This window comes from Streptomyces sp. NPDC030814, from assembly GCF_055572155.1.
Genome location: NZ_JBVIDX010000048.1, coordinates 12429 through 37354 on the forward strand (window position 1 = coordinate 12429; position 24926 = coordinate 37354).

At 70.9% G+C, this 24926-nt stretch carries 26 protein-coding genes and 1 riboswitch; of the genes, 13 read left to right on the plus strand and 13 right to left on the minus strand.

The genetic code is table 11. The features are described from left to right. The first annotated feature begins 125 nt into the window (after positions 1–125). The 7 genes from ACZ43N_RS42025 to ACZ43N_RS42055 all read left to right on the plus strand — a co-directional run bounded on the left by ACZ43N_RS42025 (position 126) and on the right by ACZ43N_RS42055 (position 8643). Complete coding sequence (locus ACZ43N_RS42025) at positions 126–890, plus strand: GntR family transcriptional regulator (protein WP_468105067.1); 765 nt, start codon at positions 126–128, stop codon at positions 888–890. 214 nt (positions 891–1104) lie between these two features. Next, positions 1105–1386: a DUF3311 domain-containing protein gene (locus tag ACZ43N_RS42030; RefSeq protein ID WP_468105069.1), complete on the plus strand. Its 282-nt coding sequence runs from the start codon at positions 1105–1107 to the stop codon at positions 1384–1386. Continuing rightward, positions 1383–3011, plus strand: coding sequence for a monocarboxylate uptake permease MctP (mctP, locus tag ACZ43N_RS42035; protein WP_468105070.1), 1629 nt, complete (start codon positions 1383–1385; stop codon positions 3009–3011). Before ACZ43N_RS42030 ends, mctP begins: the two co-directional genes overlap by 4 nt. A 223-nt stretch (positions 3012–3234) precedes the next feature. Next, on the plus strand, positions 3235–4224 hold the full coding sequence (locus tag ACZ43N_RS42040; protein ID WP_468105072.1) for a nucleoside hydrolase: 990 nt from the start codon (positions 3235–3237) through the stop codon (positions 4222–4224). 164 nt (positions 4225–4388) lie between these two features. Then, positions 4389–4895, plus strand: a complete 507-nt coding sequence (locus ACZ43N_RS42045; protein ID WP_468105074.1) for a GNAT family N-acetyltransferase — start codon at positions 4389–4391, stop codon at positions 4893–4895. A gap of 62 nt (positions 4896–4957) precedes the next feature. Further along, a riboswitch (cobalamin riboswitch) is annotated at positions 4958–5081 on the plus strand. 125 nt (positions 5082–5206) lie between these two features. Next, positions 5207–7633: a ribonucleoside-diphosphate reductase subunit alpha gene (locus tag ACZ43N_RS42050; protein ID WP_468105076.1), complete on the plus strand. Its 2427-nt coding sequence runs from the start codon at positions 5207–5209 to the stop codon at positions 7631–7633. After that, on the plus strand, positions 7633–8643 hold the full coding sequence (locus ACZ43N_RS42055) for a ribonucleotide-diphosphate reductase subunit beta (RefSeq protein WP_468105078.1): 1011 nt from the start codon (positions 7633–7635) through the stop codon (positions 8641–8643). Before ACZ43N_RS42050 ends, ACZ43N_RS42055 begins: the two co-directional genes overlap by 1 nt. Before the next feature lie 194 nt (positions 8644–8837). On the opposite strand, the gene ACZ43N_RS42060 is transcribed toward ACZ43N_RS42055, so the two are convergent. Then, complete coding sequence (locus ACZ43N_RS42060) at positions 8838–9053, minus strand: hypothetical protein (protein WP_468105080.1); 216 nt, start codon at positions 9051–9053, stop codon at positions 8838–8840. A gap of 94 nt (positions 9054–9147) precedes the next feature. On the opposite strand from ACZ43N_RS42060, the gene ACZ43N_RS42065 reads away from it, so the two are divergent. Next, a complete protein-coding gene (locus ACZ43N_RS42065; protein ID WP_468105081.1) occupies positions 9148–10113 on the plus strand; it encodes a helix-turn-helix domain-containing protein in 966 nt (321 codons plus the stop codon). 72 nt (positions 10114–10185) lie between these two features. Here ACZ43N_RS42065 and def read toward each other — a convergent pair whose 3' ends face one another. From def to ACZ43N_RS42105, 8 genes are all read right to left on the minus strand, one after another. After that, complete coding sequence (gene def / locus ACZ43N_RS42070; protein ID WP_468105083.1) at positions 10186–10836, minus strand: peptide deformylase; 651 nt, start codon at positions 10834–10836, stop codon at positions 10186–10188. 134 nt (positions 10837–10970) lie between these two features. Beyond that, positions 10971–11978 (minus strand): tetratricopeptide repeat protein, encoded by a 1008-nt coding sequence (locus tag ACZ43N_RS42075; RefSeq protein WP_468105085.1) that lies wholly within the window; start codon positions 11976–11978, stop codon positions 10971–10973. A 125-nt stretch (positions 11979–12103) separates the two neighbouring features. Continuing rightward, positions 12104–13360 carry an HD-GYP domain-containing protein gene (locus ACZ43N_RS42080; RefSeq protein ID WP_468105087.1) on the minus strand — a complete coding sequence of 419 codons (1257 nt, stop codon included), beginning with the start codon at positions 13358–13360 and terminating at the stop codon, positions 12104–12106. After that, positions 13357–14817 (minus strand): HD-GYP domain-containing protein, encoded by a 1461-nt coding sequence (locus tag ACZ43N_RS42085; protein ID WP_468105089.1) that lies wholly within the window; start codon positions 14815–14817, stop codon positions 13357–13359. The genes ACZ43N_RS42080 and ACZ43N_RS42085 overlap by 4 nt, the downstream gene beginning before the upstream one ends. 173 nt (positions 14818–14990) lie before the next feature. Continuing rightward, positions 14991–15380 (minus strand): roadblock/LC7 domain-containing protein, encoded by a 390-nt coding sequence (locus ACZ43N_RS42090; protein WP_468105091.1) that lies wholly within the window; start codon positions 15378–15380, stop codon positions 14991–14993. Between the two features lie 56 nt (positions 15381–15436). After that, the gene (locus ACZ43N_RS42095) at positions 15437–15649 is read right to left on the minus strand and encodes a hypothetical protein (RefSeq protein WP_468105092.1); all 213 of its coding nucleotides are present in this window, start codon (positions 15647–15649) and stop codon (positions 15437–15439) included. Positions 15650–16050: 401 nt separating this feature from the next. Next, positions 16051–16890: a DUF4388 domain-containing protein gene (locus tag ACZ43N_RS42100; protein ID WP_468105094.1), complete on the minus strand. Its 840-nt coding sequence runs from the start codon at positions 16888–16890 to the stop codon at positions 16051–16053. Continuing rightward, complete coding sequence (locus ACZ43N_RS42105; RefSeq protein WP_468105095.1) at positions 16887–17261, minus strand: hypothetical protein; 375 nt, start codon at positions 17259–17261, stop codon at positions 16887–16889. Before ACZ43N_RS42105 ends, ACZ43N_RS42100 begins: the two co-directional genes overlap by 4 nt. Before the next feature lie 154 nt (positions 17262–17415). Here ACZ43N_RS42105 and ACZ43N_RS42110 point away from each other — a divergent pair, with 154 nt between their 5' ends. Then, positions 17416–17781 (plus strand): hypothetical protein, encoded by a 366-nt coding sequence (locus tag ACZ43N_RS42110; RefSeq protein ID WP_468105097.1) that lies wholly within the window; start codon positions 17416–17418, stop codon positions 17779–17781. Between the two features lie 96 nt (positions 17782–17877). On the opposite strand, the gene rsrA is transcribed toward ACZ43N_RS42110, so the two are convergent. From rsrA to ACZ43N_RS42130, 4 genes are all read right to left on the minus strand, one after another. Further along, positions 17878–18189 (minus strand): mycothiol system anti-sigma-R factor, encoded by a 312-nt coding sequence (gene rsrA / locus ACZ43N_RS42115; RefSeq protein ID WP_468105098.1) that lies wholly within the window; start codon positions 18187–18189, stop codon positions 17878–17880. Then, a complete protein-coding gene (sigR, locus tag ACZ43N_RS42120) occupies positions 18186–18857 on the minus strand; it encodes an RNA polymerase sigma factor SigR (RefSeq protein WP_055523577.1) in 672 nt (223 codons plus the stop codon). The genes rsrA and sigR overlap by 4 nt, the downstream gene beginning before the upstream one ends. Positions 18858–19174: 317 nt before the next feature. Next, positions 19175–19810 carry an alpha/beta hydrolase family protein gene (locus ACZ43N_RS42125; protein WP_468105109.1) on the minus strand — a complete coding sequence of 212 codons (636 nt, stop codon included), beginning with the start codon at positions 19808–19810 and terminating at the stop codon, positions 19175–19177. A 10-nt stretch (positions 19811–19820) separates the two neighbouring features. Beyond that, complete coding sequence (locus ACZ43N_RS42130) at positions 19821–20636, minus strand: SOS response-associated peptidase (protein WP_468105110.1); 816 nt, start codon at positions 20634–20636, stop codon at positions 19821–19823. Between the two features lie 408 nt (positions 20637–21044). Between ACZ43N_RS42130 and ACZ43N_RS42135 the strand changes: the two genes are divergently transcribed. The 4 genes from ACZ43N_RS42135 (at position 21045) to ACZ43N_RS42150 (ending at position 24840) form a co-directional block, all read left to right on the plus strand. Further along, complete coding sequence (locus tag ACZ43N_RS42135; protein ID WP_468105099.1) at positions 21045–21767, plus strand: M50 family metallopeptidase; 723 nt, start codon at positions 21045–21047, stop codon at positions 21765–21767. Between the two features lie 200 nt (positions 21768–21967). Then, complete coding sequence (aroA, locus tag ACZ43N_RS42140; RefSeq protein ID WP_468105101.1) at positions 21968–23305, plus strand: 3-phosphoshikimate 1-carboxyvinyltransferase; 1338 nt, start codon at positions 21968–21970, stop codon at positions 23303–23305. Positions 23306–23321: 16 nt separating this feature from the next. Then, the gene (gene rsgA / locus ACZ43N_RS42145; protein ID WP_468105103.1) at positions 23322–24335 is read left to right on the plus strand and encodes a ribosome small subunit-dependent GTPase A; all 1014 of its coding nucleotides are present in this window, start codon (positions 23322–23324) and stop codon (positions 24333–24335) included. 178 nt (positions 24336–24513) lie between these two features. Further along, on the plus strand, positions 24514–24840 hold the full coding sequence (locus ACZ43N_RS42150) for a DMT family transporter (protein WP_468105105.1): 327 nt from the start codon (positions 24514–24516) through the stop codon (positions 24838–24840). Positions 24841–24926 lie beyond the last annotated feature (86 nt).

The following is a 24926-nucleotide window of genomic DNA, read 5'->3' on the forward strand; positions in this document are numbered from 1 at the left end:
ACTCTTCGGGTAGACCACTGCACCTTCTCGGAGTAGACCAGCGGAGCCCCCTCCGTGGACTAGACCAGCAGGGGCTGTGCGGGTATACAGAAGGATCACGCCACTAGGAGCCGGGAAGGCGGAGCATGAGCACCGACGTCAGCAGTGCGGAGAACGAGAACGGGGCGAACGTCCGTACCGCACGCGTGCCCAAGTACTACCGCCTCAAGAAGCACCTGCTGGACATGACCGAAACACTGCCGCCCGGCACACCGGTCCCGCCGGAGCGGACCCTCGCGGCCGAGTTCGACACCTCACGCACGACCGTGCGACAGGCACTCCAGGAACTGGTGGTCGAGGGCCGTCTGGAGCGCATCCAGGGCAAGGGCACGTTCGTCGCCAAGCCGAAGGTCTCGCAGGCCCTGCAACTCACCTCCTACACCGAGGACATGCGCGCCCAGGGACTGGAACCGACCTCCCAACTGCTGGACATCGGCTACATCACCGCCGACGACACCCTCGCCGGGCTGCTGGACATCACGGCGGGCGGACGGGTGCTGCGGATCGAGCGGCTCCGCATGGCGAACGGCGAGCCGATGGCCATCGAGACGACCCATCTGTCCGCCAAGCGCTTCCCCGCCCTGCGCAGGTCGTTGGTCAAGTACACGTCCCTCTACACCGCTCTCGCCGAGGTGTACGACGTCCATCTCGCCGAGGCCGAGGAGACCATCGAGACCTCGCTGGCCACCCCCCGCGAGGCCGGCCTGCTCGGCACGGACGTGGGTCTGCCGATGCTGATGCTCTCCCGCCACTCCGTGGACAAGGAGGGACAGCCGGTGGAGTGGGTACGGTCCGTCTACCGGGGCGACCGCTACAAGTTCGTGGCGCGGCTGAAGCGCCCGCAGGACTGACCGGTCCGCGGCAGGCGACCGTCCACGGCGGCAGCCGACCACCCGCGGCGATACGTACCGTCCACAGCGGTGGCCATCCCGTGCGCCACAGGTGACGCACGGGATGGGAAGCCTCCGCAAATCCGTTATGCGGGCAGGGGTTACGCCCAGCGGAACAGTCCCTTAGATTTCCAGCGCATTGCTCAGGTGATCAGTGAGGGGACGGAGCCCTGGTATGTCCAATGCGTCCGAAGTGCAATCACCGGAGACACCGGCGGTGACACCTGTCAGAGTGGTCATCGCCCTGTTCCTGTTCGCCCCGTTCGTGGCGATGCTCTGGGTCGGTTCGTACGCCAAGACGGACCCGGCGTTCATCGGCATCCCGTTCTTCTACTGGTACCAGATGGCCTGGGTCCTGATCTCCACCGCGCTCACGGCCGCCGCCTACTCGCTGTGGCAGCGTGACCAGCGAGCCCGCAAGTCCCGGCGGTCCGAGGACGGGGGTGCCGCACAGTGAAGGACGGCGTGAACGGCGTGGCACTCGCCGTCTTCATCTTCTTCTTCCTGGCCGTCACGGTCATGGGCTTCATGGCCGCCCGCTGGCGCAAGGCCGAGAACGAGCACAGCCTCGACGAATGGGGTCTGGGCGGACGGTCGTTCGGCACCTGGATCACCTGGTTCCTGCTCGGCGGCGACCTCTACACCGCGTACACCTTCGTCGCCGTCCCGGCGGCGATCTACGCGGCGGGTGCGGCCGGCTTCTTCGCCGTGCCCTACACGATCCTGGTCTACCCGCTGATCTTCACGTTCCTGCCCCGCCTGTGGTCGGTGTCGCACCGGCACGGGTACGTGACCACGTCGGACTTCGTCCGCGGCCGTTTCGGCTCGAAGGGCCTGTCGCTGGCGGTGGCCCTGACCGGCATCCTGGCAACGATGCCCTACATCGCCCTCCAGCTCGTCGGCATCCAGGCCGTCCTGGACGTGATGGGCGTCGGCGGCGGCGAGAACACCAACTGGTTCATCAAGGACCTGCCGCTACTGATCGCCTTCGGCGTCCTGGCCGCGTACACCTACTCCTCCGGCCTCCGCGCCCCCGCGCTGATCGCGTTCGTGAAGGACACCCTGATCTACATCGTCATCGCGGTGGCGATCATCTACATCCCGATCAAGCTGGGCGGCTTCGACGACATCTTCGCCAAGGCGAGCGAGGCGTACGGCCAGACCAACCCGGCGACGGGCGCGCCACGCGGGGCACTGGTCCCGGGCGACGCCAACCAGTGGACGTACGCGACCCTGGCCCTCGGCTCGGCGCTCGCGCTCTTCATGTACCCGCACTCGATCACCGCGACGCTGTCCTCGAAGAGCCGCGAGGTGATCCGCCGCAACACCACGATCCTGCCGTTGTACTCGCTGATGCTCGGCCTGCTCGCCCTGCTGGGCTTCATGGCGATCGCGGCGGGTGTGAAGGTGCAGAACGGCCAGCTGGCTATCCCGCAGCTGTTCGAGACCATGTTCCCGGACTGGTTCGCGGGCGTGGCCTTCGCGGCGATCGGCATCGGCGCGCTGGTGCCCGCGGCGATCATGTCCATCGCCGCGGCGAACCTTTTCACCCGCAACATCTACAAGGACTTCATCAAGCCCGACGCCACGCCGGCGCAGGAGACCAAGGTCTCCAAGCTGGTGTCGCTGCTGGTGAAGGTCGGCGCGCTGGTCTTCGTCCTGACGATGGACAAGACCGTCGCCATCAACTTCCAGCTTCTCGGCGGCATCTGGATCCTCCAGACGTTCCCGGCCCTCGTCGGCGGCCTCTTCACCCGGTGGTGTCACCGCTGGGCCCTTCTGGCCGGCTGGGCGGTCGGCATGATCTACGGGACGGTCGCCGCGTGGAACGTCTCCTCGCCGACCCAGAAGCACTTCGGCGGCTCCTCCGCGGAGATCCCCGGCATCGGTGAGATCGGCTACATCGGCCTCACCGCCTTCGTCCTGAATGTCGTCGTCACCGTGGTCCTCACCTTCGTCCTCCGGGCGGCCAAGGCCCCCGACGGCATCGACGAGACCAAGCCGAGCGACTACACGGCCGACGCGGGCGACGCGGGAGTCCAGGTGGAACTGCCTCCGGCGACGGCGGGTTCGAGCCACTGATTCGCTGGCGTAAAGGACCCCGCGCCCCTTCGGACGGGCCGAGGCCCCTCGACGGGCCGAAGGCCCGAACGGGGCGCGGGGACTGCGCGAGCAACCACGGCGAACCCGCGTCCGCCGACCCCCAGGAGCCCCCGAGCTCAAAGGCGCCCAGGGGGGGGAAGGGGCGCAGACCCTGGCGGTGAAACGGCACCGGCGGCGGGGCGCCCCCGTCTACCCTGACCACGTGACGGCCCCCACACCGATCGTCCTGGACAGCGACCCCGGTATCGACGACGCCGTAGCCCTCCAGTACCTGCTCGGCACAGGTCTCTGGGACCTCAGGGCCTACACCTCCGTCGGCGGCAACCTTCCCTCCGACGCCACCTACCGCAACGCCCGCGCCCTGGCCCGCGCCCTCCGCATCGACGCCGACGTCCCCGTCCACCGAGGCGCGGGGCGCCCCCTGTCGCGCCTCCCCTACCGCGAGGCATCCGCCTTCCACGGCCCGGCCGGGCTCGGCGACGAGTCCCTGCCCGACTCGGCCGCCCCGCACCCCACGGAGTCCTCCGCACAGGCCCTGCTGCGCCTGTCCCGCGCGTACGAGGGTGAGCTGACGGTCTGCGCCACCGGCCCGCTCACGAACGTCGCTGTCGCCCTGCTGGAGGATCCGGGCTTCGCCCGCCGCATCGCGAAGTTCGTGTTCATGGGCGGCGCCGCGCAGGTGCCGGGGAACTTCACCCCGGTCGCCGAGTTCAACATCTGGGCCGACCCGGACGCCGCCGAGATCGTGCTCTCCTCAGGCATCCCCTTCACCATGGTCGACCTGGACGCCTCCCACCGCTGGCTGTTCCGCCCCGCGGACCTCGCGGCGCTGGAGGCGGCGGGCCCCGGCACGGCCCTCGCCGCCCGGCTGATGCGGACGTACATGAACGCCTACACCCGCCACGGCGGGGACGGCACATGTCCGCTGCACGATCCACTGGCCGTCGGGGTGTGCGGGGACGAGGCGTTCGTGACGGCCGCCGAGGGGGCCGTGGTCGTGGAGTGCGCGAGCGAACTCACCCGCGGCCAGACCGTGTTCGTGCCGGCCGACGCCCGACGGGTGTACTACTCCGAGTCCCCCTCCCTGACCGCCCGCCTCCGCACCACCGGCCGCGTCGCCCTCGGCCCGGGCCCCCGCGACTTCAGTGAGCACTTCGTGACGACGCTGCCGCTCTGGCCGGCGGTGGCCTGAACGACCCACCCGGTCTGAACAACCGGCCCCGGCCCGACCCGTCCGTCCATCCATCCACCCGACGAACCCACCTCCCCACCCACCCACACTGACAATCACACGATCAAACGCCCCTGTGGACAACCGCGGACCTGCCGACCGCCCCCTGTTGCAGACTGCGATCCATGGACATCACCATCAGGCACATCTCCCCCGACGAGTACGCCGACCTCGGCGAGATCACCGCCCAGGCGTACCTCGCCGACGGGCTGCTGGACTTCGGCGAGAGCGACGAGTACCTCGGCGAACTGCGGGACGTGGCGAAGCGGGCCGACGCGGCCGAGGTTCTCGTCGCCGTGGCGGACGGACGGGTGGTCGGCGGGGTGACCTTCGTCCCGGCCGGAGGCCCCATGGCCGACATCGCCTCCGTCGGCGAGGCCGAGATCCGGATGCTGGCGGTCGACCACGCCGCCCGCGGCCGTGGCATCGGCGAGGCCCTCGTGCGGGATTGCGTCGAGCGCGCCAGAGCCGTCGAAGGATGCGTACGGGTCGTGCTGTCGACCCAGCGCGCCATGCGCTCCGCCCACCGCATCTACGAACGTATGGGGTTCACTCGAACGCCGGCGCGCGACTGGAACCCGATCCCGCACCTCCCGGACCTCACGCTGCTCACCTATGAGTTGACGCTATGACACGCTCCGAAGTCACCGCGACACAACATCTGGGGGTGGACCGGCAGCCCAACACAAGATGTATGCTCATGCTCGCTGTCGCCGCAGGGGAATCCGGTGCGAATCCGGAACTGTCCCGCAACGGTGTACTTGCGTGCGTTCGTACGCGAGTCCAGTCCGAGGACCTGCCGACGGTGCGCCCGGCCGTCCGGTCCGGGTGCCCTGACGTCCGGGCCTCGTGGAATGGGCCGGTGGACGCGACGCCCCCGTGCGCTCGTGTGCTGCTGCCTGTCCTCCGCAGGGCCCCGTGCCGAGCGAGGGAGAGCCCCCACGTGACCATCGCGCCAGCCGACCCGGTTTCAGCCGCCCCGGCTCCCGGCGGACCGGCTTCCGCCACCCCGGCGACGGAGACCGACGGTCCCGGTGCCGCGTTGCTGCGGACCCTGACCGAGCTGACCGCCGACCTCTCCGACGCCGACCCCGGCCGGGTCGCCGCCGCCGCGCTGCGCGGCCGGTCCGCGCGGGCGGACGAGACGGAGCTGCGCGAGCTGGCCACGGAGGCGGCCGCCGGCCTCATCTCCGAGGACCCCGCCTACTCGAAGCTGGCCGCCCGGCTGCTGACGATCTCCATCCGTGCCGAGGCCGCCTCCCAGGGCGTCACCACCTTCACGGAGTCCATCGCCGTGGGCCACCGGGAAGGGCTCGTCGCCGACCGCACGGCGCAGTTCGCGCGTCTGCACGCCGAGCGTCTCGACGCGCTCGTCGACCCGGCCGCCGACGACCGCTTCGGCTACTTCGGGCTGCGCACGCTCCACAGCCGCTACCTCCTGAGGCACCCCCTCACCCGCAAGGTCGTGGAGACGCCCCAGCACTTCATGCTGCGGGTGGCGAGCGGTCTCGCGGAGGACGACACCGCGCGGTCCGTGGACGAGGTCGCCGCGCTCTACGGGCTGATGAGCCGCCTCGACTACCTGCCCTCCTCCCCCACCCTCTTCAACTCCGGTACGCGACACCCCCAGATGTCGTCCTGCTACCTCCTCGACTCCCCGCTGGACGAGCTGGACTCCATCTACGACCGCTACCACCAGGTGGCCCGCCTCTCGAAGCACGCGGGCGGTATCGGGCTGTCGTACTCCCGTGTCCGTTCGCGCGGTTCGCTGATCCGCGGCACCAACGGCCACTCCAACGGCATCGTGCCGTTCCTGAAGACCCTGGACGCCTCGGTCGCCGCCGTGAACCAGGGAGGCAGGCGCAAGGGCGCCGCCGCGGTCTACCTGGAGACCTGGCACTCCGACATCGAGGAGTTCCTGGAGCTGCGCGACAACACCGGTGAGGACGCCCGCCGTACGCACAACCTGAACCTGGCGCACTGGATCCCGGACGAGTTCATGCGCCGGGTCAACGCGGACGAGCAGTGGTCGCTGTTCTCGCCGGCCGACGTGCCCGAACTGGTCGACCTGTGGGGCGCGGAGTTCGACGCCGCGTACCGCAAGGCGGAGGCGGACGGGCTGGCGAGGAAGACCATCCCGGCCCGTGACCTGTACGGCCGCATGATGCGGACCCTCGCGCAGACCGGCAACGGCTGGATGACGTTCAAGGACGCCGCCAACCGCACCGCCAACCAGACGGCCGAGCCGGGCCACGTCGTCCACTCCTCCAACCTCTGCACGGAGATCCTCGAGGTCACGGACGACGGGGAGACGGCGGTCTGCAACCTGGGCTCGGTGAACCTGGGCGCCTTCGTCGACCTCACGGCCCGTGACCTGGACTGGCAGCGGCTGGACGCGACCGTCCGCACCGCCGTGACCTTCCTGGACCGGGTCGTCGACATCAACTTCTACCCGACCGAGCAGGCGGGCCGTTCGAACGCCAAGTGGCGCCCCGTGGGCCTCGGCGCGATGGGCCTCCAGGACGTCTTCTTCAAGCTGCGTCTGCCCTTCGACTCGGCCGAGGCGAAGGCCCTGTCCACCCGGATCGCCGAGCGCATCATGCTCGCCGCGTACGAGGCCTCCGCCGACCTCGCCGAGCGCCACGGCCCGCTGCCGGCCTGGGAGAAGACCCGTACGGCCCGCGGTGTGCTGCATCCCGACCACTACGGTGTCGAGTTCACCTGGCCGGAGCGCTGGGCGGCCCTGCGCGAGCGCGTGGCGACCGTCGGCATGCGCAACTCGCTGCTCCTCGCCATCGCGCCCACCGCGACCATCGCCTCGATCGCCGGTGTGTACGAGTGCATCGAGCCGCAGGTGTCCAACCTGTTCAAGCGCGAGACCCTCTCCGGCGAGTTCCTCCAGGTCAACTCCTACCTGGTGAAGGACCTCAAGGAGCTGGGCGTCTGGGACGCCCGCACCCGTGAGGCGCTGCGCGACTCGAACGGCTCGGTGCAGGACTTCGCATGGATCCCGGCCGACGTCCGGGCGTTGTACCGCACGGCCTGGGAGATCCCCCAGCGCGGGCTGATCGACATGGCCGCCGCCCGCACGCCGTATCTGGACCAGGCCCAGTCGCTGAACCTGTTCCTGGAGACCCCGACCATCGGCAAGCTCTCCTCGATGTACGCGTACGCCTGGAAGTCGGGACTGAAGACGACGTACTACCTGCGCTCGCGCCCGGCGACCCGCATCGCCCGCGCCGCCCAGGGCCAGGCCCAGACGCAGCTTCCCGCCCAGCCCCAGAAGACCATCCCCGTGCAGCAGGCGGCCGACCCCGATGCCGTCGCCTGCTCCCTTGAGAACCCCGAGTCCTGCGAGGCCTGCCAGTAATGTCCAGCACCCAGAATCTCCTCGACCCCGGCTTCGAGCTGACTCTGCGTCCCATGCGCTATCCGGACTTCTACGAGCGCTACCGGGACGCCATCAAGAACACGTGGACCGTGGAGGAGGTCGACCTCCACTCGGACGTCGCCGACCTCGCGAAGCTCAGCCCCGCCGAGCAGCACCTGATCGGCCGTCTGGTCGCCTTCTTCGCGACGGGCGACTCGATCGTCGCCAACAACCTGGTGCTGACGCTGTACAAGCACATCAACTCCCCCGAGGCGCGGCTGTATCTGTCGCGGCAGCTCTTCGAGGAGGCCGTCCACGTCCAGTTCTACCTGACGCTGCTGGACACCTACCTCCCCGACCCGGAGGACAGGGCGGCGGCCTTCGCGGCGGTGGAGAACATCCCGTCCATCCGTGAGAAGGCCGAGTTCTGCTTCAAGTGGATGGACTCGGTGGAGAAGCTGGACCGCCTGGAGTCCCGGGCCGACCGCCGCCGCTTCCTGCTCAACCTCATCTGCTTCGCGGCGTGCATCGAGGGCCTGTTCTTCTACGGCGCCTTCGCGTACGTCTACTGGTTCCGCAGCCGGGGCCTGCTGCACGGTCTGGCCACGGGCACCAACTGGGTGTTCCGCGACGAGACGATGCATATGAGCTTCGCGTTCGACGTGGTCGACACCGTCCGCAAGGAGGAGCCGGACCTCTTCGACGACGAGCTCCAGCAGCAGGTGACGGACATGCTGCGGGAGGCCGTGGAGGCGGAGCTGCAGTTCGCCCGCGACCTGTGCGGTGACGGCCTGCCGGGCATGAACACCGACTCCATGCGGCAGTACCTGGAGTGCGTCGCCGACCAGCGGCTGACGCGGCTCGGCTTCGCACCGGTGTACGGCTCGGAGAACCCCTTCTCCTTCATGGAGCTGCAGGGCGTCCAGGAGCTGACCAACTTCTTCGAGCGGCGTCCGTCCGCGTACCAGGTCGCGGTGGAGGGCACCGTCGACCTGGACGAGGACTTCTAGGACCGGCGAATCGGCTCGACCCCGGCCCGCCGGGGTCACTTGAGCGTGATCGCGTCCCCGGCCGATGTGACCCGCGCGGTCGACGTCAGGCCGGGGAGGTGATCGACATCGCGGCCGCGCACACCGACGTGGCCGGCCTCACGCCCGAGTTGTCCCTGACGGTGACGGCGCCGGGAACCTGACGGTCTTCGTCGTCAGACCGTGCGGGCGAAGCGGCGGGAGGCGGAGCCGCGGGGGCGCCGCTCGGGCCGCGCCCCGTCGATGGCGGCCTGGCGCTCCGCCGCCTCCCTGAGCTGCCGGTCCACACGCCGGTCGTGGACGACGCCGATGACGGCGGGCAGCACGATCACGGCGAGCACGCCGAGTACGACCAGGGTTCCGATGAGCGCTTGCAGCTGTGTCGTGTTCATGGACACCACTGTCACGCGGAACACTCCTTACAAACAGTGGCAGTACTGCCGTACACCCTCCAATTACTGCCATCTACAAGGCACACTGGAGGGCATGCTCACAAACGTCGCGGCCGTCCTCCTGGACGGCGTGCACCCCTTCGAACTCGGCGTTGTCTGCGAGGTCTTCGGTCTGGACCGCAGCGACGAGGGCCTTCCGGTGTACGACTTCGCGGTCGCCTCCGCGGAGGGCCCGACCCTGCGGACGCACGCCGGGTTCACGATCTCGACGCCGTACGGACTGGACCGCCTCGACGAGGCCGACCTGATCGTCGTCCCGGCCGGCGAGAGCTATGTGCGGCGGATCTATCCGACGGATCTGCTGGAGGCGCTGCGCCGGGCGGCCGACCGGGGCGCCCGGGTGCTGAGCGTGTGTTCGGGGGTGTTCGTGCTCGGTGCGGCCGGGCTGCTGGACGGCCGGCGCTGCACGGTGCACTGGCGGCACTCCGACGAGCTGGCCCGGCAGTATCCGCGCGCGGTCGTGGAGCCGGACGTGCTGTACGTGGACGAGGACCCGGTGATCACCTCGGCGGGCACGGCGGCCGGTATCGACGCCTGTCTGCACATCGTCCGCAAGGAGCAGGGGCCGGAGGTCGCCAACAGGATCGCCCGGCGCATGGTCGTGCCCCCGCACCGGGACGGGGGCCAGGCCCAGTACATCGACCGGCCGCTGCCGCGCTCGCAGTGCGACACGGTCGGTGAGGTGCTGGCGTGGATGGAGCGCCATCTCGACGAGGAGGTCACCGTCGAGCAGCTCGCGGCGCGCGCCCACATGTCGCCGCGTACGTTCGCCCGCCGCTTCCAGCAGGAGACGGGGACCACCCCGTACCGCTGGATCCTGCGTCAACGGGTGCTGCTGGCACAGCGGTTGCTGGAGGCGACCGACGAGACGATGGACACGATCGCCTGGCGCACCGGCTTCGGCACGGCGGCCACCCTGCGCCATCAGTTCGTACGGTCCCTGGGCACCACCCCGCAGGCCTACCGTCGCACCTTCCGGGGCCCGGAGGCCGCCGCCTGAGAATGGCGGCCGGCCCGTATCCAGGCGGTCGGCAGCCGCCCGGAACGCGCACCCGGGGTGTCGGTTGGCGGTTCAGTCGTTCGCGACCACGGGGTAGCGGGGCTCGTTCTCGGCCATCTGCCGCAGGGCGTCCTTGCGGTCGCGCTTGGAGAGCCGGTCGATGTACAGGTAGCCGTACAGGTGGTCGGTCTCGTGCTGGAGGCACCGCGCGAAGTACCCGGTGCCGCGCACCTTGATCGGGTTGCCCTTCTCGTCCTGGCCGGTGACCTCGGCGTAGTCGGGCCGGGCGAGCGGCATGTAGGCGGTCGGCACCGACAGGCAGCCCTCGTTGCTGTCGTCCAGCCGGCGCTTGTCGGCGGGCAGTTCGACCAGCTTGGGGTTGCAGACGACGCCGACGTGGCGGTTGCCCTCGTCGTCCGGGCAGTCGTACACGAACACCTTCAGGTCGACGCCGATCTGGTTGGCGGCGAGGCCCACGCCCTCGGCGGTGCGCTGGCTGGCGAACATGTCGTCCACCAGCTTGGCGAGCTCGTCGTCGAACTCGGTGACGTCCTTGCACTCCTTGTGCAGCACCGGGTTGCCGACGACGGTGATGGGCCGCGAAGTGCCGCGCTCGCGGTACGCCTGCTCGCGCTCCTCGCAGTCCTCCGTGTCGACGACGAACCCCTCGCCGTCGACGGGGAGCACGCCCACGTGCTGCTGTTCGGTGTCCTGCTGAGCCATGACAGACGTACGCCTTCCTCAAAAAACAAGGGTTGAGTTGCTGATACAGGGTACGGGCAGCGCCGGAGAGGAGCGCCGGTAACCGCGTGACCGGCCGCCCGCGGCCCACGTCTCGGCGCGCAACCGCACAGCCCCTAGCAGACCTCTTCCAGATCCCGCCAGTCCCTGGAATCCGGACTGTCCGCGACCCACCCGTCCAGCAGCCCCCGGACCAGCGACGCCGGCGCGGCGATGCCGCACTCCCGCTCGGGCACCCACAACTGTCCGTCGGTGACGTGCCCCAGGGGCCCCGGATGCCCCGGCTCGCTGTGGTCGTGCGGGTCCATGTGGTCCCCGTCGCCCTCGTCGGACGGCATCCGGGACTCCGAGCACAGCCGGCACAACAGCCGCACCGACGACGACCAGTCCTCCGCGGCGAAGCCCGCGTCGGCCGCGAGCCGTTCCAGCGCGTCCCGGTCGGACTCCGTGGCGGCCTCCAGCAGCACCACCCAGGTGGGCACCGGCGAAGGCGCCCACAGTTCGATCTCGTCGAACACCGGGTACGCGTGTCCGGCGGCCGTGGTCCGCTCGCCGTGCGGGACCCCGTCGTGCAGGACGACCTCGCCCCAGCGCCGCCCGGACGACGGCAGCGGAATGGAGAGCACCTCTATGCGCGCCGGGTCGAGCCTGCGCCCCCACACGACCTCGGCCTCGCCCTCCGGCGAGAGCCGTACGGCAGCGCTGCCCAGGGCCATGCCGACCGGCTCACCGGTGTCGGCGACGCCGCCCCCGGCTTTCGGCCGGGCAGCGCCGCCGGGCACCCGCAGTCCGTACGCCTGCCAGGCGCGGCGCGCCAGCGGCCAGTCCTGCAAGGCGGTGGCGGCGATGCCCACGTTCCACCAGTCGGGCGCCCCGGTCTCCCGGTCGAGCAGTGCGACGGCCCTGAGCCCGGCCGTCCTGGCCTGCTCCCAGTCGTGCCGGAACTTGTGCAGCAGCGCGAGGTTGAACCAGGACTCGGAAAGCCACGGCTCCAGGTCCGCGGCACGTGTCAGCAGCGCCCCCGCGTCCTCGTAACGACCGTCGCCGATGAGCGTGAACGCCCGGTCGGTGGCCTGCCGCCACGAGGCGGAGGGCCGATGCCGTCCCTTGCCGAAGATCCTCACGATTCCCGCCTGCCAGTTACGGTTCCCGCCTGCCGATTCCGTGGAGTGGGCCGGCCGTCGCCCCCGGGCACCCTCTCCCTCGCATCCAACCACGGACGGAAGGAGGGCCGCTCATTACCCATGGGTTACCCCACCACGGGCAAGGTCAGACCGTCTCGTGCGACCACCCTGGCGAGCGATTCGACCACCTCTGGCTGATAGTCGTGCGCCGTCGCGAGCCGCAGTTCCTCCAGTGCCCTGAGCGGCCCTTCGGGCCCTGCTTCCCGAGTCTTCTCCTCATATGCGTTCACCGCCCGGACGATCCGCGCGCCGACCGGCTGCTCACGGTACGGATCGGCCTGGCGCTCCACCACCACGGCGACCTCGGTGTCCACCCCGGTCTGCCGGACGACCGCGCCGCCCAGCAGCGCGATCCGGCGCTGCTGCGCCGCCGGGAGGCCGGCGGTGGCGCCGGCCGGCACCGGGTCGACCAGGCTGAGCTGCCCGATGTCGTGCATGAGTGCCGCGTACTCCAGCACCGTCAGCTCCGGCTCGCCCAGCCCCAGCTCCCGCCCCACCTCGCGACTGAGCGCGGCGACCCTGCGGGCATGGCCCGGCGGGGTGTACCCGGCGATCTCCGTGGCCCGGGCCAGCGAGGCGATGGTCTGACGGTAGGTGGTCCGCACGGCCTCGTACCGCCGGAACGACAGCTGGGTGAGCAGCAGCGGAAGCGACAACACCGGCAGCGCCCACAGGCCGGCGACCCCGACCGCCACGGCGATCACGACCCCGGTCGCGCACACCGCCGAACCGATCCCGAGCAACCCCCGCAGCTCGTCCCGCAGCAGGGGCCCGTACGGCCACCGCGTCCGTGCCCATGCCAGGCCCGCTGCCAGGACGGCGTCGCACAGGGCGGTCACCACGAGCAGCCCGACGAGCAACAGCACGCGCGCGTGCCCGCTCCAGCCCAGCAGCCGGCCGCTGTCCTGCAGGGGCTGGAAGCAGACAGCGGCGAAGGCGACGGTGAGCACGCGCCGGGCGAGGTGGTCGGCGGCGGTCCCGCGCCCCCTGGCCGCACGCGGCGCACACCCGAGCAGCACGCCCACGGCGACCACGGCCACGACCTGCGGCACCTCGTGTTCCGTCGACCGCCCCGCGCTCTCCCCCAGCAGCGCGTAAGCGAGCCCCCCGGCCGCGCCCAGCGGCGCCTGCTCCCTCCCCTCCGTCCCACTCCATCGGGACAGCTCCCCCACCCCCACGAGCACACCGAACGCGAGGGCGGCTCCGGGCTCGTCGAGGCCGTACCAGAGGGTGTGCCCCAGAGCGGCGAGCACGAGCAGGACGGCGAGGGCCCGGAGGAGGACGGGCAGCAGCGGGATCCGGGGCGCACTCGGGCAACTCACCGGGCACGCCTCCCCGCCACATCCGGTTCGACCGCTCCGCGCTCGCCCGCACCGGTCTCGGCCACTCCGCCCCGGGCGGCTTCATGCGCTGCCATTCCTCGCCTCGTCGCACCGGTTGCGGCACCAGCGCGTGGGGTGTCATCACGCTCGGCCACCGGCGTCCCCGGCGCCGGGACGTTTCGGCATGGCCCGGCGATCACCAAGGGCTCCCAGCCGCATCGGGACAACGCCCGCCGCAGCGCTCCCACCATCACGGGGTCGAACTGCGTCCCGGCGCAGCGCTCCAGCTCCGCCAGCGCGGCGGCGACCGGGCGGCCCCGTCGGTAGGACCGTGTCGAGGTCATCGCGTCGAACGCGTCGGCCACCGCCACCAGCCTCGCGGCCTCGGGGATCTGGCTCCCGGCCAGCCCGTACGGATACCCGCTCCCGTCCATCCGCTCGTGGTGGTGCAGCACCGCCGCCCGCGCCTCCCCGAGGAAGGAGATGCCGCGCACCATCTCGTGCCCGTACTCGGGATGCAGTTCGACGACCCGCCGCTCCTCCGGGGTGAGCGGCCCGTCCTTGCGCAGCAGCCTCGTCGGCACCCCCAGCTTCCCCACGTCGTGCAAGATTCCGGCGAAGCGCAGCACCTCGGCACGCTCGTCGTCCATGCCCAGCTCCCGGGCGATCATCACGGACGCCTGCCCGACCCGTTCGCTGTGGCCGCGTGTGTAGGCGTCCTTGATGTCGACGGCCTGCACGAGCGCGCGAATCGTCGCCTGGTGCGCCGCCCGCTCGCGGTGGTATTGCGCGAACACCCAGCAGGACACGTACATCGGCAGCAGGACCAGCAGCGCCGCGACGGGACCGTACGGGCTGCGCCAGAGCACTGCCATCATCAGCCCGGCGAGCCCATGGGCGGCGACGGGTGCCAGCCACCGGAGGAAGAGCCCCCGCCAGGCGGCACGCCACGGCACCCGCTCGGCCAGCGCCAGGATGCCGCCGTCGAGGAGGGCGAGCGCCGCACAGAAGGTCAGGACCGCGGCGCCGGCGGGCAGCAGCGCGTACGGGAAGTCGGGGCCGACGACCGCGTCCCGGCCGCCCAGCGCCCAGTGCGTCCGGGAGGCGGCCCACACCGCGAGGACCAGCTGGGCCGCGCGCCAGACTCGCCGCAGCCCGCGCGGCCGCTGCTCGACATGGGACATCAGCGAGCCCGGCACCGCCACCAGCGCGGCAACGGGAGGCGGCAGCAGGAAGGCACCCGCGAGGAGGACCGGGAAGAAGGCGCCCATGTCCCGGGGGGCGAAGTGGCCGACGAAACGGCAACGGGTGATCTGCTCGCAGCCGGCGTACAGGGCGGCGAGCAGGGCCACCGCCCACCAGGGGGCTCGCGTTCCCGGCAGGCCGGTGAGACAGACGAGGGCCGCGAGCACGGTACAGGCGACGTACACACGTGCCCATGCCGGAACCGACCTCATGCGCCCCTCCCGAGATTCAGCTTCCGGAGCGTAGGGCGGGTCGGCACGGGTGGGGGTGACTACGGGTGAATCCCCTGCGCCGCGATGGCCGGATTAACTCATTCGGGTGAAATGGGGTTCCTGGTGGGAAGGGCGTGGCGGGCGGGGGCACCCCGCCTCCGGCGGGCGCGGTCTCAGCCTGCCACGTCCGCCGCGAGAGCCTTGGTGAGTTGCTCCACGGTTGCCGGGGACTCGCGTTGGAACGCGGCGATGTCGAGGCCGTCGTCTCCCATGACGGTCAGGAGGGTCCGTTCGCCGACGGCCACGACGATGACGTGGCCGGCTCCGCAGCGGATGACCACCTCGCGGAGTGTGCCGGAGCGGGACTGGTCGGCCATGCGGCGGCTGACGCCAAGCGTGGCGGCGGCGAGCGCGGCGACGGACTCGGGGTGCGTCTTGTCGACGTCGGCGACGACGAGGAGCCCGTCCACGGTGGACAGGACGCTCTCGGAGACGCCCAGCACCCGGTCACGCAGCGCGGTCAGGATGCCGGTGATCGTTTCGGTCGATGCGTGTGCGGTCATGGGGACGTGCTCCTTGTTCAAGACGTCTGCGGTGGGGAGGGTGCGGTCCGAAGGGCTCAGTCGGAGGGGTTCCGGTCGGATTCGGGGAGAGCCCGCAGCCCGCGGCGGACGCGCCGCAGCATTTCCAGGGAGGGCTGGTCGGCGAGGAGTTCCTCGGGCGACAGCAGGGACAGGGGAGGGAAGGGCGGCGTCGCGGCGGAGGTCTCCGACCCGTGCCCCCGGGCGGCGGCGTCCGGCACCGGCCCCGTGTCCCGCGCGGGTTTGCGCACGGGTAACGGGGGCCGTTGCCCGGGTGGGCCCCCCGTTCGGGCGGCCACCGGTGGTTCCGGTTCCGGGGTCGGGGAGGCGGGCCCGACGGACGACGACCGTGGTACGGCCGTCGGACCGGGCTCGGTGGACGAAGGGGGCCGGGTGGTGGGATCGCCGGTCGGTCCCGACCCTGGTACGGCCGTCGGACCTGACTCGGCGGACGAAGGCGGCTGGGTGGTGGAGTCGCCCCCGCTCGGTCCCGGTCCTGGTGCGGCCGTGGTACCGGGCTCGGCGGAGGCTGCGAGGGCGGAGGGAGCCGGGCGGTCGGGGCCCGGCCGGGTTCTTGGGGTGGGGCGACGCCGGAGGCGGGCTGCCTTGGTACGTCGGCGGCGCTTGCGGGCCGGGTCCTGGTCTGAGCTCACTACCCGCCCTTCGCGTCGAAGTCGCCGGTGGGGAAGCCCGCACCCGGCCTGCGTCTGGGCAGGGGCCCGGCCCTCGGTGACGGCTCGTCGGGCGGTGACGCGGACCGCTCGGGCACCCGGGGCGCGGTGCTGGGCCGCCCTTCGGGCACGGTCGTGGTCTCCCACTGGACGACGTCGAGCGCCTCCAGCCGGATCAGGTCCAGCATCACCGCGTAGAGTCCGCGCCCTCGTGCGAAGGCGATGTCGCGCGGGGTGCGGCGCCCGTTGGCGCTCTCCACGAGGTCGCGGTGACGTGGCGTCAGCCGGTCGGCGGCTCCGGGGCGCGCCCGCCCGGCGACCGGGCCGGGCCGGACCCGGGCCAGTTCGCCCGCGGGGCCGTGGAGCCGGGACAGCAGTGCGACACGGCGGGTGGTCTCCTCGGCCAGCGGTCGGGGTTCGATCCCGGGCCGTGCAGTCAGCGTGGGTTCACGCTCGGTCAGCTCCCAGTCGCCGGGCGGGCTCAGCGCCATCGCGAACGCCCCGTCATAGACGGCCGCCGTGCAGACGACCTCCAGTTCGGCGGCGCCGATCAGACCGGCGGCCACCAGATGAGAGCCAAGTCGGTCCGCGTCGGGCTCGGCCGCGCATGCCGCCAGCCAGGCGTCGTCGCCGATCCGGCCGGAGGCGAGCAGCGCGGACGACGCGGTCGGCGCGCCCGGTGTCTCGATGGCGCCCACCAGACCGCCGCGGAGATGAATCGTGCCACCCGGGGCACCGGCGACCCTGACCGTGCCGGTGAAGCCCTCCTGGTGCAGTGCCTGGAGCAGGGCCGGCAGATTGCGCGCCGAGGGAGTCTTCACGCCAGCACCTCGCGGGCCCGGTCGCCGAGACCGCGCAGCGCCAGGGCCACATTGGCCCGCTCCCGGTCGAGACCGGCCGCGATGAGCAGAGGGTCGCCGACCGATCGGTGCACGGAGAGCAACACCTGATGGCGTCGCCTGCTGGTCATGACCACGCTCTCCAACTCCCCCGCGGCCCCCGCCCGGCCGAGCCGCTCGGAGATGAGCGCGGCGAGGTCACAGACCTCCGTCCCGGTCCCGGCCTGGGCAGCGTCGCCCGCGGTTCCGTAGGTGAGCCCGGTGACGGCGTCGATCAGGGCGACGCCGGTGACGCCTGGAGCGTCGAGAAGCCGGTCCAGGGAGGCCTGGAGCGCGGTCGCCCTTTCCCCCATTCGCCCTCCACGTTCACGCGCCGCACAGTACTTTGAGCGTCAACTTCCGAAACGCGCAACAAAGTTGGCGCTTACGACCCAGGGATCGCTCACGTTCGATCGTAGATGGCCGGACAGTGACCGGTCAGCAGCACTGAGGAATTGGGGCAGCAAGATGAACATCGAGACCGCACTCAAGGAAGCCATGACGGTCGACGGTGCGATCGGCGTGGCGCTGGTCGACTACGAGAGCGGTATGTCGCTCGGCACCCTCGGCGGCGGACAGCACCTCGACCTCGAACTCGCGGCAGCCGGGAACACCGAGGTCATGCGCTCCAAGATGCGCACGCTGGCCTCGCTCGACATGAACGACGTGATCGAGGACATCCTGATCACTCTGGGCGAGCAGTACCACCTGATCCGCCCGCTGAGCAGCAGCAAGGGTGCGCTCTTCCTCTACCTAGCCCTCGACCGCTCCCGCGGCAATCTGGCGCTGGCCCGCCACAGCCTGAAGCGCATAGAGAACGGCCTGGAGGTCTGAGCCGGGCACGGCACACGACTGAGCCCGTTCCGAGGCCGGCCGGACGGCCGTGCCCGGAACGGGCTCAGTTCACACGTACCGCTGGTGTGCGGATGGTCAGGTCTCCTGCGGTGTCGTCGGCCCGGCCGCGACCTCGTGCTCGGGGACGGTCTGCCCGGAGCGGATCAGCTCGATCCGCCCCATCACCTTCGCCCGCAGGTCGGTCGGCACGTCGTCCTGCCCGCAGCACCGCTTGACCAGCTTCTTGACGGCCTGTTCGAGACCGTACTTCTCCAGGCACGGCGAGCACTCCTCGAAGTGGTGCTCGAACTTGGTGCAGTCGGCGTCGGGCATCTCACGGTCGAGGAACTCGTAGAGATGATCGAGGATCTCGCTGCAATCCGTCTCGTGCGGCTCTCCGCAGCTCATGAGCCCGAGCCTTTCGCTTCGTTCGACTCTCCGGCGCCGGCCGGGACCAGCCCGCGGTCACGGGCGTAGTCCTCGAGCATGCCGCGCAGTTGACGGCGGCCCCGGTGCAGTCGGGACATCACCGTACCGATGGGGGTCCCCATGATGTCGGCGATCTCCTTGTACGCAAAGCCCTCGACATCGGCGAGGTACACGGCGATGCGGAATTCCTCGGGAATCGCCTGCAACGCCTCCTTCACGTCCGAGTCGGGCAGGTGATCGAGCGCCTGCGACTCGGCGGAGCGCAGACCCGTCGACATGTGCGACTCGGCGCGCGCCAGCTGCCAGTCCTCGATCTCCTCGGCCGCACTGCGCTGGGGCTCGCGCTGCTTCTTGCGGTACGAGTTGATGAAGGTGTTCGTGAGGATGCGGTACAGCCAGGCCTTCAGGTTCGTGCCCTCGCGGAACTGATGGAAGGACGCGTACGCCTTCGCATACGTCTCCTGCACCAGGTCCTCGGCGTCGGCCGGGTTGCGCGTCATGCGCAGCGCGGCCGAGTACATCTGGTCGAGGAACTCCAGCGCGTCCCGCTCGAAACGAGCGTTGCGGTCCGCGGCGGTCTCCGTGCCCTCGGGCTGCTCCGCCTGGCCCCGTTCGGTCCCTGCGTCGGTCCCAGTGACCGGACCCACCTCCTCCAGTGTCTGTGCGGCACCGAAACCGGTACCACCAGATTCGGAGGATAGACGACGATCCGCACCCGCCGCCGCCCGAATACGGGCGCTCTTCGCCGCGTGCAGAACCGTCCAGTCCAGGTCAGCGCGGCTGCTGCGGGTCGGGCAGATGGTCGAACCCATGCGGCGGACTTCCTCTCACGTACGACGGTCAGCACGGTTACGCGCTGTCTGATCCGCACAACAGAGGACCGTCACGCAACATTCCCGCACTCCCGACGACTCCTTACCGAGTGACCCGCTCCACTCGCGTCGGCGAGTCCCGGCCGGCCGGCTCAGCTCGTTCGGCGCAGGGACGCGCTCCACTCCACTACACCGTCGGTGATCACCTTCAGTGCCGCCTCCTGATCGAGCGGCGCCCGCTTCGGTACGGCGAAGCCGTGGTCGCCGTACGGCACCTCCACGAGCGTGTGGGGGCCCTCCGGGAACTCCTCCGGCCTCCCGAACGGGTCGTTCCCGCCCTGGACGACCAGCGTCGGCACCCCGGCGCCGAGCAGTTCGCCGGCGCGGGACCTCTCCGGCTTGCCCGGTGGATGCAGCGGGAAGCTCAGCGCGAGCACGGCCGCGGCGCCGAGTTCCTTCGCGGTACGGCAGGCCACCCGGGCCCCGGCGCTGCGGCCGCCTGCGATCACGGGCAGCCCCGGCTTCACCAGAGCGGGCCACAGGCCCCGCCAGCCGACGTCCAGGGTCTTCGGCGCGGGCGCGAGCTTCTTTCCGGCCACCCGCCAGGGCTGCTCGACGAGCGCGACGGTGACCCTGTGCGCCGGAAGGACCTTGGCGAGGGCCTGGAGGTCGCGCGCCTCGATCCCGCCGCCGGCGCCATGGCTCACGGCGAGAACGCACCGGGCGTCCGGGGCCTCGTACCAGGTGACACGGGCCGGGCCGGCCTCGGTGTCGATCTCTTCTCTGATCCCGTTCACGTCAGAAGAGTGTGCCCTCCTCGGGGCCCTCCAGCTCCTTCAGCAGCTCCGGGGCGTTGTTGCGGACGTTGCTGACGGCCGTCGAGACGGGGTAGGCGCGCATCAGCCCGGCGGGCGGCGGCTCCAGCAGGCCGCGCAGATCGTCGGGATCGGTACGGGCGGGGTCCAGCCAGCTGTCCCAGCGGTCGGGCGTGAGCATCAACGGCATCCGGGGATGGATTTCCGCCAGCGTGTACGGGCCCTCCGCGGGCGCCACGGCCAGTGGGGTCGTCTCCGCCTCCGTCGTGATCACCGAACAGGTGACCCACCAGGCCTGGGGATGGTCGTCCGGCAGGGTCTTGTCCCGCCAGAACTCGTACAGCCCGGCCATGGCGAAGACGGACCCGTCGGCGGGGAGCACGAAGTAGGGCTGCTTGCGCGGGCGCTTCTTCTTGCCCTCGACCTCCAGATCCCGCTCGTGCTTGCCGGTGACCCACTCGTAGTAGCCGTCGGCGGGCAGGATGCAGCGCCGGGACGCGAAGGCCCGCCGGTACGAGGGCTTCTCGTGGACGGTCTCCGCGCGCGCGTTGATCATCCGGGCGGCGCCCTCGGGATTCCTGGACCAGGAGGGGACGAGCCCCCACTTCAGCTTGCGCAACTGGCGGACCGGCCTCTTCTCGTCGGCGTCCTTCAGGGGGCGGTCCAGAACCGCGTAGACCTCCTTGGTGGGAGCCACGTTGTAATCGGGCTCCAGGGTCTCCTCCGGCTCCCACCTCTCGACCTCGAAGATTCCCGCGAGATCTTCCGGCCTGCGACTCGACGCATACCGCCCGCACATCTCGAACCACCCCTCCGACCCGCGCAAACACCGGATTCTCCACCCGGACACGTCCAAGGGTGGCAGACCACCGGCCAACTGCGGGGCGGACCGCCTCACCCGGTGTCGCAGTCACCGACGGACGACGGTGCCGTCCTCCTGCCGCCCGCCGGGAGGGCTCAGGGCCGCGTCACCGGCGTCCTGTCTGGGAGAGCGGCAGCGCCGGACGGAATCGCCCTGGGGCGCCTCCACCGCCTGCCGGCCCCGGCACGGTCGAGCTCATCTTCCGGCAGCACCTCATGCCTACACCGCTGTGACCTGGGCGTTTTCCCTCAGGAACGATCCCCGCCACCCCGGCGTCTGACATACCGTCCGCCCTTGAGTGCCACACTTCCAGATCCAAGCGACCCGGAGGAGCCACCGCCGACCATGCAAAGCACCGCAGCCACCTCGCTGGCCAGCCTGTGGGACGAGGTCTTCGGCACCCAGCCCGACCCCGACACCTGGGTCGTCATCGCCACCGCGGTGGCCGCGCTCGCCGTGGTCGTCCCGCACGGCGTCTGGCGGCTCTCGCGCAACGCCATCACCATCGCGCACGAGGGCGGCCACGGCCTGGTCGCCCTGCTCACCGGCCGCACCCTGACCGGCATACGCCTGCACTCCGACACCAGCGGCCTCACCGTCAGCCGCGGCAAGCCCACGGGTCTCGGCATGATCCTCACCGCAGCCGCCGGCTACCCCGCTCCCCCGCTCCTCGGCCTCGGCGGCGCCGCCCTCCTCGGGTCCGGCCGCATCACGCTGCTCCTGTGGCTCGCCACGATCCTCCTGGTGGCCATGCTGATCATGATCCGGAACGCATACGGCGCCCTCACGGTCGTGCTCACCGGCGGCACTTTCGTCGTCGTCTCCTGGCTCGCCGGCCCCCAGGTCCAGGCGGCCTTCGCCTACGCGGTGGTGTGGTTCCTCCTTCTGGGCGGTGTACGCCCCGCCTTCGAACTCCAGGCCAAGCGCCGCCGGGGCGGAGCGGGCGACTCCGACGCGGACCAGCTCTCCCGGCTGACCCATGTGCCGGCGACGGTATGGCTGCTGATGTTCCACGTGGTGTCGGTGTGCGCCCTGCTGGGCGGCGGACGGTGGCTCCTGAGGCTGTGACGGGCGTGCGACACGACGCCCGTAGGGGTGCATCGTGGGGCCACCGGTGACTGTGCGAGCGGCTGCGCCGAACTCGCCGCCACCGACGCCGATCAGAGGCGCCCCCTACCGCGCGATCAGCCACAACGAACGCGCAGGCGACAAGCGACGCACGTCAACCGGCTGAGCCCGGCGGAGCGAACCCCCACTAAAGTGGGCCCATGGCCCTGAACGCACAGCCCGCCCTCTGGCCCGCCCCGCACGCGAGCGGAGCCGTCGACGCGACGGTCCACGTGCCCGGGTCCAAGTCCGTCACCAACCGCGCCCTCGTCCTCGCCGCCCTCGCCAGCGAGCCGGGCTGGTTGCGCCGCCCGCTCCGCTCCCGTGACACCCTCCTGATGGCGGCCGCCCTGCGCGCGATGGGCGTCGGCATCGAGGAGACGGTGTCGTCCAGCTCCTCCGCCACGAGCGGCTCCGCGGTCACCGGCGAGGCCTGGCGCGTCCTCCCGGCAGGTCTGCGCGGCCCGGCCACGGTCGACGTCGGCAACGCCGGCACGGTCATGCGTTTCCTCCCCCCGGTGGCCGCCCTCGCCGACGGCCCCATCCGCTTCGACGGCGACCCGAGGTCGTACGAGCGCCCCCTGCACGGTGTGATCGACGGCCTGCGCGCGCTGGGCGCCCGGATCGACGACGACGGCCGCGGTGCGCTGCCGCTGACGGTCCACGGCAGCGGCGCCCTGGACGGCGGCCCGGTGGAGATCGACGCCTCGTCCTCCTCGCAGTTCGTGAGCGCGCTCCTGTTGTCCGCGCCGCGCTTCAACCAGGGCGTGGAGGTCCGCCACATCGGCTCGACGCTGCCCTCCATGCCGCACATCCGGATGACCGTCGACATGCTGCGCTCGGTAGGCGCCCAGGTGGACACCCCGGAGTCGGGCGGCGAGCCCAACATCTGGCGGGTCACACCGGGCGCGCTGCTCGGCCGTGATCTGACGATCGAGCCGGACCTGTCCAACGCGCAGCCGTTCCTGGCGGCGGCCCTGGTCACCGGCGGCAAGGTCGTCATCCCCGACTGGCCCATGCACACCACCCAGCCCGGTGACCAGCTCCGTGAGATCTTCACCGAGATGGGCGGTTCTTGCGAACTCACCGAGTACGGGCTGGTGTTCACGGGCTCCGGTTCGATCCACGGCATCGACGTGGACCTCGGCGAGGTGGGCGAGCTGACCCCCGGCATCGCCGCGGTCGCCGCCCTCGCCGACTCCCCGTCGACCTTGCGCGGCGTCGCCCACCTCCGCCTCCACGAGACGGACCGTCTGGCCGCGCTCACCAAGGAGATCAACGAACTCGGTGGCGACGTCACCGAGACCGCCGACGGCCTCCACATCCGCCCGCGCCCGCTGCACGGCGGTGTCTTCCACACCTACGACGACCACCGCATGGCCACCGCCGGTGCGATCATCGGCCTGGCCGTGAAGGACGTACGGATCGAGAACGTGGCGACGACGGCCAAGACACTGCCCGACTTCCCCGAACTGTGGGCCGGGATGCTCGGGAACTGACGGGCGGACGACGACCATGCGCCGCTACGGCAAGCACACCGACGAGGACGACATCCGGACCCGTCCCAACCGCAAGGGCAACCGCCCCCGTACGAACATCCGTCCGAAGCACGAGGACGCCGCCGACGGCATGGTCCTCACCGTCGACCGGGGCCGGCTGACCTGCCTCGTCGAGGACCGGATCGTGATCGCGATGAAGGCCCGCGAGCTGGGCCGCAAGGCCGCGGTCGTCGGCGACACCGTCGCCCTCGTCGGAGACCTCTCCGGCAAGAAGGACACCCTCGCCCGGATCGTCCGCATCGCCGACCGGTCGTCGGTGCTGCGCCGCACCGCCGACGACGACGATCCGTACGAGCGCGTCGTCGTCGCCAACGCCGACCAGCTCGCCATCGTCACCGCCCTCGCCGACCCCGAGCCCCGCCCCCGGCTGATCGACCGCTGTCTGGTCGCGGCGTACGACGGCGGTCTCGAACCCCTCCTCGTTCTGACCAAGTCGGACCTCGCCTCCCCCGACAAGCTCCTGGAGCTGTACGGGGCGCTCGACATCCCCTTCGTGGTGACGAGCCGTGAGGAGCTGGAGCAGGGCGGCGCGGCCGACCGGGTGCGGGCGCACCTCGACGGCAAGGTCACGGCGTTCGTGGGCCACTCGGGCGTGGGCAAGACGACCCTCGTCAACGCGCTCGTCCCCGAGGACCGGCGCCGGACGACGGGCCATGTCAACGCGGTGACGGGCCGGGGCCGGCACACCACGACCTCGGCGCTGGCCCTCCCCCTCGCGGACTCCGACGGCGGCTGGGTGGTGGACACCCCCGGCGTGCGCTCCTTCGGCCTCGCCCACATCGACCCGACGCGGGTCATCCACGCCTTCCCCGACCTGGAGTCGGGCACCGAGGGCTGTCCGCGGGCGTGCAGCCACGACGAGCCGGACTGCGCGCTGGACCAGTGGGTCGCCGACGGGCACGCGGACCCGGCCCGGCTGTACTCCCTGCGCAGACTGCTCTCGACGCGCGAGCGACGGGAAGGCGACTGACCTCCGCGTTGTTTGCGCCCCCCCTCCACCCGGTAAGTGCATAATCGCACCAAGTCGGATCCAGACCTGACGAGACTGACGAGATCAGACGAGACCCCACGAGGTCAGACGAGATCAGACGATTCAGGCGAGATCGGATGAAGCGGTCACGGAACGTGGGGACACGGGAGGACGAGACATGGCGTGGCTGCTGGTTGTCGTGGCGGGTCTGCTCGAGACCGGCTTCGCCGTCTGTCTGAAGCTCTCGCACGGATTCACCAGACTCTGGCCCACCATCGCCTTCTGTATCTTCGCCCTCGGCAGCTTCGGCCTGCTGACCCTCTCCCTCAAGAAGCTCGACGTCGGCCCGGCCTACGCGGTCTGGACGGGCATCGGCGCGGCCGGCACGGCGATCTACGGGATGATCTTCCTCGGCGACGTGGTGTCCACCCTGAAGATCGTCTCGATCACCCTGGTGATCACGGGCGTCGTCGGACTCCAACTGTCGGGCTCGGCGCACTACTGATCTTTTCGTAAGTTCGGTGGATGTGGTGGGTGGATGGTCAGGCCGGTGTGGGCGAGGAATGACCATGGCAGTTGTGGGTTTCGGTT

What these genes read in the sequence shown, in the direction of transcription:
- rsrA (WP_468105098.1), bottom strand. Translation starts at nt 18,189, where the DNA reads ATGAGCTGCGGAGAGCCGCACGAGACGGATTGCAGCGAGATCCTCGAT.
- ACZ43N_RS42055 (WP_468105078.1), top strand. Translation starts at nt 7,633, where the DNA reads ATGTCCAGCACCCAGAATCTCCTCGACCCCGGCTTCGAGCTGACTCTG.
- ACZ43N_RS42065 (WP_468105081.1), top strand. Translation starts at nt 9,148, where the DNA reads ATGCTCACAAACGTCGCGGCCGTCCTCCTGGACGGCGTGCACCCCTTC.
- ACZ43N_RS42110 (WP_468105097.1), top strand. Translation starts at nt 17,416, where the DNA reads ATGAACATCGAGACCGCACTCAAGGAAGCCATGACGGTCGACGGTGCG.
- ACZ43N_RS42105 (WP_468105095.1), bottom strand. Translation starts at nt 17,261, where the DNA reads ATGGGGGAAAGGGCGACCGCGCTCCAGGCCTCCCTGGACCGGCTTCTC.
- ACZ43N_RS42060 (WP_468105080.1), bottom strand. Translation starts at nt 9,053, where the DNA reads ATGAACACGACACAGCTGCAAGCGCTCATCGGAACCCTGGTCGTACTC.
- rsgA (WP_468105103.1), top strand. Translation starts at nt 23,322, where the DNA reads ATGCGCCGCTACGGCAAGCACACCGACGAGGACGACATCCGGACCCGT.
- def (WP_468105083.1), bottom strand. Translation starts at nt 10,836, where the DNA reads ATGGCTCAGCAGGACACCGAACAGCAGCACGTGGGCGTGCTCCCCGTC.
- ACZ43N_RS42030 (WP_468105069.1), top strand. Translation starts at nt 1,105, where the DNA reads ATGTCCAATGCGTCCGAAGTGCAATCACCGGAGACACCGGCGGTGACA.
- ACZ43N_RS42150 (WP_468105105.1), top strand. Translation starts at nt 24,514, where the DNA reads ATGGCGTGGCTGCTGGTTGTCGTGGCGGGTCTGCTCGAGACCGGCTTC.
- aroA (WP_468105101.1), top strand. Translation starts at nt 21,968, where the DNA reads ATGGCCCTGAACGCACAGCCCGCCCTCTGGCCCGCCCCGCACGCGAGC.
- ACZ43N_RS42090 (WP_468105091.1), bottom strand. Translation starts at nt 15,380, where the DNA reads ATGACCGCACACGCATCGACCGAAACGATCACCGGCATCCTGACCGCG.
- ACZ43N_RS42135 (WP_468105099.1), top strand. Translation starts at nt 21,045, where the DNA reads ATGCAAAGCACCGCAGCCACCTCGCTGGCCAGCCTGTGGGACGAGGTC.
- ACZ43N_RS42085 (WP_468105089.1), bottom strand. Translation starts at nt 14,817, where the DNA reads ATGAGGTCGGTTCCGGCATGGGCACGTGTGTACGTCGCCTGTACCGTG.
- ACZ43N_RS42025 (WP_468105067.1), top strand. Translation starts at nt 126, where the DNA reads ATGAGCACCGACGTCAGCAGTGCGGAGAACGAGAACGGGGCGAACGTC.
- ACZ43N_RS42045 (WP_468105074.1), top strand. Translation starts at nt 4,389, where the DNA reads ATGGACATCACCATCAGGCACATCTCCCCCGACGAGTACGCCGACCTC.
- ACZ43N_RS42130 (WP_468105110.1), bottom strand. Translation starts at nt 20,636, where the DNA reads ATGTGCGGGCGGTATGCGTCGAGTCGCAGGCCGGAAGATCTCGCGGGA.